The organism is Bacillus sp. SIMBA_074, assembly GCF_046534555.1.
Classification (GTDB): domain Bacteria; phylum Bacillota; class Bacilli; order Bacillales; family Bacillaceae_G; genus Bacillus_A; species Bacillus_A mycoides.
The window spans coordinates 1-269 of the sequence record NZ_JAWRYM010000568.1; the positions used below are offsets into that span (position 1 = coordinate 1).

Here is a 269-nt window from a genome sequence, read left to right on the forward strand (position 1 = left end):
GGTGTTTCCTTTGAACTGCAGCAAGGGGAGACATATGGTTTGGTAGGAGAATCCGGTAGCGGCAAGTCCACGACAGGCAAGGCAGTGGTTAAGCTGAATGATGTGACATCCGGACAAATCCTGTTTGAAGGCAGGGATTTAGCATCATTAAGTAGAAAAGAGATTAAACCATTTAGAAAAGATATCCAAATGATTTTCCAAGACCCGTATTCATCATTGAATCCCAAGAAGAGGGTGCTGGACATCATTGCCGAACCGCTGAGGAACTT

At 44.6% G+C, this 269-nt stretch carries 1 protein-coding gene; it reads left to right on the forward strand.

Going from position 1 to position 269, the window contains the following annotated elements; genetic code table 11:
* Positions 1–269 (forward strand): ATP-binding cassette domain-containing protein (locus tag SB773_RS32005; protein ID WP_410594371.1); only part of this gene is annotated, 269 nt, incomplete at both ends.